Here is a 7,292-nt window from a genome sequence, read left to right on the forward strand (position 1 = left end):
GTGGTCGTTCCGGCGGGAAGGAGCGACGACGCGCTCGTCGACGCCGTGACCGGTGCACTGGGAACCGATGTCACCGTGGTGGAACACGGCGACATCCCCGGACTGCACGCAGTCGATGGCATCGTCTCTCTGGAAGTCCTCCTGCAAGACAGCACGCAAGCAGGCCTCACCGCCGTCATCGACCTGCTGCAAACGCTGCCGGATCAAGGGATCCCGCTGTGGGTGCTGACCCGGGGAGCGGTGTCGACCGGCGCCCATGATCCGGTTACCGATCCCGATCAGGCCGCCGTCTGGGGACTGGGACGGGTCGCCGCTCTGGAGCAGCCCGCCTGCTGGGGTGGTCTGATCGACCTGCCCGCGGTTCTCGACGCCCGCGGTGCCCGCGAGCTGGCCGCCGTACTGTCGAACGGCTCGAGTGAGGACCAGGTCGCCGTCCGCCCGGCCGGAGTGTTCGGGCGCCGGTTGAGGCACGCTCCGGCCGCGACCGGTCCGGCGCCGTGGACCACGTCCGGAACCGTCCTCATCACTGGGGGTACGGGTGGCCTGGGGGCGCACGTCGCACGGTGGGCAGTCGAACGCGGGGCCGAGCATATTGTCCTGGCGAGCCGGCGCGGGCCGGACGCGGAAGGCGCCGACATGCTGCGCCTGGAGCTCGAGGCGGCCGGCGCCCGGGTCACGGTGGCAGCCTGTGACGTCGCCGACCGCGACGCCCTGGCCCGGATCCTCAGCGAGATTCCCGGGGAATGGCCCCTGCGTACGGTCGTGCACGCCGCCGGCGTCATGAGCGATGCCACTCCGCTCGCCGCGACCACCGCGGAGCAGGTGCAGCACCAGGTGCGAGTGAAGGTCGACGGCGCCCGGAACCTCGACGAGCTGACCAGTGGCCTCGACCTCGACGCGTTCGTCCTGTTCTCCTCCGGCGCGGCTGCCTGGGGCAGCGGCGGCCAGGGTCCGTACGCGGCCGGCAACGCCTATTTGGACGCGCTGGCCGCTCACCGCCGGGCGCAGAGCCGCACGGCCACCTCGGTGGCGTGGGGCTCGTGGGACGAGGCCGGCATGCTGATCGGCCTGGCCGAGGCGGAGCGGGAGAACCTCGACCTGCTGGGTGTGATCCCCATGCGGCCCGAGCCGGCTCTCAGCGCGTTGCAGCGCACCCTGCACGACGACGAGACCACGCTCGTGGTCACGGACATGGACTGGGCCCGGTTCGCCCCGGTCTTCACCGCCGCCCGGCCGAGCGCCCTGATTTCCGACCTGCCCGAAGTCACCGCCGCCCTGACGGGAACCGGTTCCACGGGTACGGGTGAGCCGGGCCGCCACCTCGCCGCCTTGCCCTCAGCTGAGCGGGAACAGGCCCTCGTCGATCTGGTACGCGCGGCGGCGGCCTCGGTGCTCGGTCACTCGTCCAGCGCGCAGGTCGACGTGGACCAGCCGTTCAAGGAACAGGGCTTCGACTCGCTGACCGCGGTCGAGTTGCGCAACGCCCTCCTGGCGGAAACGGGGACGAGCCTGCCGGCCAGTGCCGCGTTCGACTATCCGACCGTCACCCGGCTGGCCGCCCACCTGTCCGCCCACTTCGGCGAGCCGGAAGCCGCAGCCACACCAGTGGTGCCGGTCTCCGCCGCACTCACCGACGACCCGATCGTGCTGGTCGGCATGGCCTGCCGCTTCCCGGGAGGCGTCCAGGACCCGGAGGGCCTGTGGCGCCTGGTCGCCGAGGGGACGGACAGCATCACCGGCTTTCCCGCCGACCGGGGCTGGAACTTCGATGAGCTGCTGGGTACCGCCGGGCCCGGTTCGGGAACCATCGCGACGGGACAGGGCGGCTTCCTCGACGAAGTGGCCGGCTTCGACGCCGGGTTCTTCCGCATCTCGCCCCGCGAGGCGCTGGCCACCGACCCGCAGCAGCGGCTGTTGCTCGAGGTTTCCTGGGAAGCGCTGGAACAGTCCGGAATTGCTCCCTCGACCCTGGTGGGCAGCCCCACGGGCGTCTTCGTCGGCGCCTACCAGAACGGGTACGCCGAGTTCGCCGCACGCTCCGGCGAGCACGAGCTGCAGGGCCACCTCATCACCGGGGGCGCCGGCAGCGTCATCTCCGGCCGGGTGGCGTACGCGCTCGGCCTGGAAGGCCCCGCGGTCAGCGTGGACACCGCCTGCTCCTCGTCGCTCGTGGCGATGCATCTGGCCGCGCAGGCCCTGCGATCCGGGGAGTGCTCGCTCGCCCTCGCCGGCGGTGTGATGGTCATGTCCACCCCGGACGCCTTCGTGGGCTTCACCGCTCAGGGCGGCCTCGCCGGGGACGGCCGCTGCAAGTCCTTCTCCGACACGGCCGACGGCACCGGCTGGTCCGAGGGCGTCGGCGTCGTGGTGATGGAGCGCCTGTCCGACGCCGAGCGCAACGGCCATGAGGTCTTGGCGGTCATGCGGTCGAGTGCGGTGAATCAGGACGGTGCGTCGAATGGTCTGACGGCTCCGAACGGTCCGTCCCAGCAGCGTTTGATCCGTCAGGCTCTGGCGGCGGCGGGTCTGTCGTCGGCTGATGTGGATGCGGTGGAGGCCCACGGTACGGGCACCAGGCTCGGTGATCCGATCGAGGCGCAGGCGCTGCTGTCCACGTATGGCCAGGACCGTCCCGGCGACCGGCCGTTGTGGCTGGGGTCCCTCAAGTCCAACATCGGCCACGCCCAGGCCGCGGCGGGTGTGGCCGGGGTCATCAAGATGGTCATGGCGCTGCGTCACGGGATCCTGCCCAGGACTCTGCACGTGGACGCGCCGACCTCGCAGGTGGACTGGACCGAGGGGAATGTCCGGCTGCTCACCGAGGCGGTGCCCTGGCCGGAGACCGACCGTCCGCGCCGTGCCGGCGTGTCCGCGTTCGGTGTCAGCGGCACCAACGCGCATGTCATCCTCGAAGCCCCGGCTCGCATCGACGCCGAGCCTCCGACGGAACCCGCCACTGACGGCCCGCTGCCATGGGCCCTGTCCGGGAAGACCGGCGCGGCGGTGCAGGCGCAAGCGGCGCGTCTCCTGGAACACCTGGAATCGGTTCCCTCGCTGCACCCGGCGGACGTGGCCTGGTCGTTGATCGCGTCTCGGGAATCCTTCGACCAGCGGGCCGTGGTGGTGGGCGCGGACCACGACGAGCTGAGGGCCGGACTGCGTGCCATCGCCGTCGGCAGCCCCGCGCCCGGAGTGGTGCGCGGCACCCGGACCGGCGGCCGGGTCGTGTTCGTGTTCCCGGGTCAGGGTGCGCAGTGGGTGGGGATGGCTCAGGAGCTGATCGGGTCTTCGCCTGTCTTCGCCTCGTCGATGCGTGAGTGCGCGGAGGCTCTGGAACCGTTGGTGGACTGGTCGCTGGCCGACGTGCTCGGCGACGAAGCTGCGCTGCAGCGGGTGGATGTCGTGCAGCCGGCGTTGTGGGCGGTGATGGTGTCGCTGGCCGCGGTCTGGCGCTCGTACGGGGTGGAACCGGCTGCGGTGGTGGGTCATTCGCAGGGTGAGATCGCGGCGGCGTGTGTGGCGGGTGCGTTGTCGTTGTCCGATGGTGCCCGGGTGGTGGCGTTGCGGAGCAGGGCGATCGCGGAGCATCTGACCGGTGGCGGCATGATGGCGTTGTCGGTGCCGGCCGCGGCGGCGCGGGACTTGATCGCGGACCGGCCCGCGGTGTCGCTAGCCGCGATCAACGGCCCGTCATCCGTGGTGGTCTCGGGCGAGGCCGACGCCCTGGACTCGCTGCAAGCGCACTGCGAGGAGCAAGGCGTCAGGGCACGACGGATCGCGGTGGACTATGCCTCGCATTCGGTGCTGGTGGAACAGATCCGGGACCGGTTGCTGACGGACCTGGCTGCCATCACCCCGCAGACATCGGAGGTGCCGGTCGTCTCGTCGGTGACCGGCGAGCTGATGGACACCGTGGGCTGGGACGCCGCGTACTGGTTCCGGAACCTGCGGAACACGGTGCTGTTCGAACAGGCACTGACGGCGGCCGGGCCCGGCGTGATCATCGAAGTCAGCCCGCATCCGGTCCTGCTCCCCGCAGTGCAGGACATCGCCCCGGCGGTCGGGACGCTGCGACGCGGCGAGGGTGATCTGCGGCGGCTGCTGGAATCGGTTGCCCAGGCACACGCGTACGGCGTGAGCGTCGACTGGAAGCGCCTGGTCACCGGGCGCCGGGTTCCCCTCCCGACCTACGCCTTCCAGCATCAGCGCTTCTGGCCCGAGCCGGCCGCCGGTCCCGCCGACGTCAGCGCGGCCGGCCTCAGCGCCGCGGAGCACCCGCTGCTGGGTGCGATGTTGCCGCTGCCGGAGACCGGCGGCGTGGTGTTCACCAGCCGCCTGTCGCTGCGGACCCAGCCGTGGCTGGCCGACTACGCGATCCGGGGCACCATGGTGTTCCCCGGTACGGGCTACGTCGAGCTGGCCGTCCGCGCCGGCGACAGCGTGCAGTGCGACCGGGTCGACGAGCTGGTCCTCGAGGCGCCGCTGGTGCTGCCCGGCCAGGGTGGCGTACAACTGCAGGTCGTCGTCGGCGAGGCCGCGGCGGGCAGGCGCAGCGTCGCCGTGTACGCCCGGCCGGACGGGCAGGACGAATGGACCCGCCATGCCACCGGCGTGCTCAGCGCGAACGCGGGGTCGGCCGGGCAGGAGTTCACCGCGGTGGGCCAGGCGTGGCCCGGCCCCGGCGCCACCGAGCTGGACATCCGTGAGTTCTACGCCGAGCTGGGTACGGGCGGGTTCGCGTACGGGCCGCTGTTCCAGGGTCTGACCCGGGCCTGGCGGGACGGCGACCGGATCCTCGCCGAGGTCGAGCTGACCGAGGCGGGACGGGGCCTGGCCGAGTCGTTCGGGATCCATCCCGCGCTGCTGGACGCGGCGCTGCAGTCCACGGCGCTGACCGGGCTGGCGGGGCTGCAGTTCAGCTTCGTCGACGTGGTGCTGCGGGCGACCGGCGCGTCCCGGGTGCGGGTGGCGCTGACGCGGACCGGGCCGGACCAGGTGGCCATCGCGATCGCTGACAACAGCGGGCTGCCGGTGTTGTCGATCGGCTCGCTGACCGTACGCCCGCTGGCGGCCGACAGCATCGTCGCCGGCGCGGGCGACGGCACCCTGCTGAGCCTGCAGTGGGCCGGCATCCCCGCCGGAACCGCCGATGCCCGTGCAGCCGTGGTGGTGCCGGTTTCCGGTGATTCCGGCGCTGTGGTGACGTCCGCGCACGAGCTGTCCGCCCGGGTGGTACGGAAGCTGGACGAGACCACGGGTCCGCTGGTCGTGGTCACCCGGGGCGCGGTGGCCGTCGAGCCCGGCGAGCCGGTGACGGACCTGGCCGCTGCGGCGGTGTGGGGCGTGGTTCGCGGGATGCAGACGGCGGACCCGGGCCGGATCGTGCTGCTCGACACCGACACCGACACCGAGGTGGACGGTGCGGTGCTGAGTCAGGTGCTGGGCGCTGACGAGCCGCAACTGGCCTTGCGGGGCGGGGCCTTGCGGGCCGCCCGGCTGGTCCGGCACAGCTCCTCGACCGAGCCGGAAACGGTTCCCTCCCGTGTCCTCGTCACGGGCGGCACGGGGACCTTGGGCGCGGCCGTGGCACGCCATCTCGTGGCTGCCCATGGCGTACGGGATCTCGTGCTGCTCAGTCGGCGCGGGTCCGACGCGCCGGGCGCCGCGGAGCTCGCCGCGGAACTGTCCCGGGCGGGCGCCGCAGTCGAGCTGGTGGCCTGTGACCTGACCGACCGCCAGTCCCTGGCCGAGATGCTGACCGCGTACCCGGTTGGTGGACTGGTCCACGCCGCCCGGGTCGACGGACCCGGGCAGATCGACGCCGTCTGGCACCTGCACGACCTCACACGCGCCCTCGACCTGTCGCTGTTCGTGGTCTTCTCGTCCCTGGCGGGGATCGTGGGCGACGAGAACCGTCCGGGCGACGCCTTCCTCGCCGCCCTGATGCACCAGCGGCACCACGACGGGCTGCCGGGCCTCGCGCTGGCGTGGGGAGACTGGGAAACCGACCGCGGTCTGTCCGCACCGCAGGCCATGATCCTGTTCGACCAGGCGCTGAGCGCCGGCGTCCCCGTGGCGGCCCCGACCCGGCTGAACGTCCAGGCGCTGCGCTCTCAGGCGAACCTTCCGCCCGTGTGGCGCGCGCTGACCGGGGGATCGTCGCGCCGTGCCGCCACTCAGGCCCACGGCGGTCGCGACGGTCTTGGCCAGCGGTTCGCCGGACTGTCCGCCGCCGAGCGGCAGCAGGCCCTGATAGACCTGGTACGGGAGTCCGCCGCGGCGGTGCTCGGCTATGGCTCCGCGGCGCAACTGGCCGCCGACCAGCCGTTCAGCGACCTGGGCTTCGACTCGCTGACTGCCGTCGACCTGCGCAACACGTTGCGCACCCGGACCGGGCTCAGCATGCCCGCCACCCTCGTCTTCGACTACCCGACCGTGGCCCGCGTGGCCGGCTATCTGGCGCAGGAGCTCGGCGAGGTGCCTCCGGCCGCCGCCTCCGCCCTGGTCCCGGCCGCGCCGCTGCCGGTTGCGGTCGCTGACGATCCGGTCGTGCTGGTCGGCATGGCGTGTCGTTATCCGGGTGGTGTCACGGGTCCGGACGAGTTGTGGGACCTGGTGGCGGCCGGGACGGACGGGATCACGCCGTTCCCCGCTGACCGCGGCTGGGATCTCGACGCGCTCCTCGGCGTCGACGGGTCCGCGGCGTCGGCCACGGCCGAGGGCGGCTTCCTCGCCGGCGCCGACGAGTTCGACGCCGCCTTCTTCCGCATCTCGCCGCGCGAGGCCCAGGCGACCGACCCGCAGCAGCGGTTGCTGCTCGAGGTGTCGTGGGAGGCGTTGGAGCAGGCGGGTATCGATCCCCTGTCCCTGGCGGGCAGTTCGACCGGTGTCTTCGCGGGTGTCTACTCCTCCGGGTACGCCGATCTTGTCGCCCGTGGTGGGGAGCAGTTGCAGGGTCACCAGATCACGGGTGGCGCGGCCAGCGTGATCTCGGGGCGGGTTGCGTACACGCTGGGGCTGGAGGGTCCCGCGGTGAGCGTGGACACGGCGTGTTCGTCGTCGCTGGTGGCGATGCATCTGGCGGCGCAGGCACTGCGGGCGGGGGAGTGCTCGTTGGCGCTGGCCGGCGGCGTCACCGTCATGGCGACGCCCGACGCGTTCGTCTGGTTCACCGTGCAGGGTGGTCTGTCCCCGGATGGCCGGTGCCGGTCGTTCGCCGACAGCGCTGACGGGACGGGCTGGTCCGAGGGCGTCGGCGTGGTGGTGTTGGAGCGGCTGTCCGACGCTGTGCG

General features: G+C 72.4%; 1 protein-coding gene. It reads left to right on the forward strand.

What is annotated here, in order from left to right; genetic code table 11:
- Nucleotides 1-222: 222 nt before the first annotated feature.
- The coding region (locus ACZ3KP_RS40795; protein ID WP_467506184.1) for an SDR family NAD(P)-dependent oxidoreductase at nt 223-7,292 on the forward strand (7,070 nt) is incomplete at its 3' end.

The sequence above is a fragment of the Streptomyces sp. NPDC020958 genome (genome assembly GCF_055562175.1).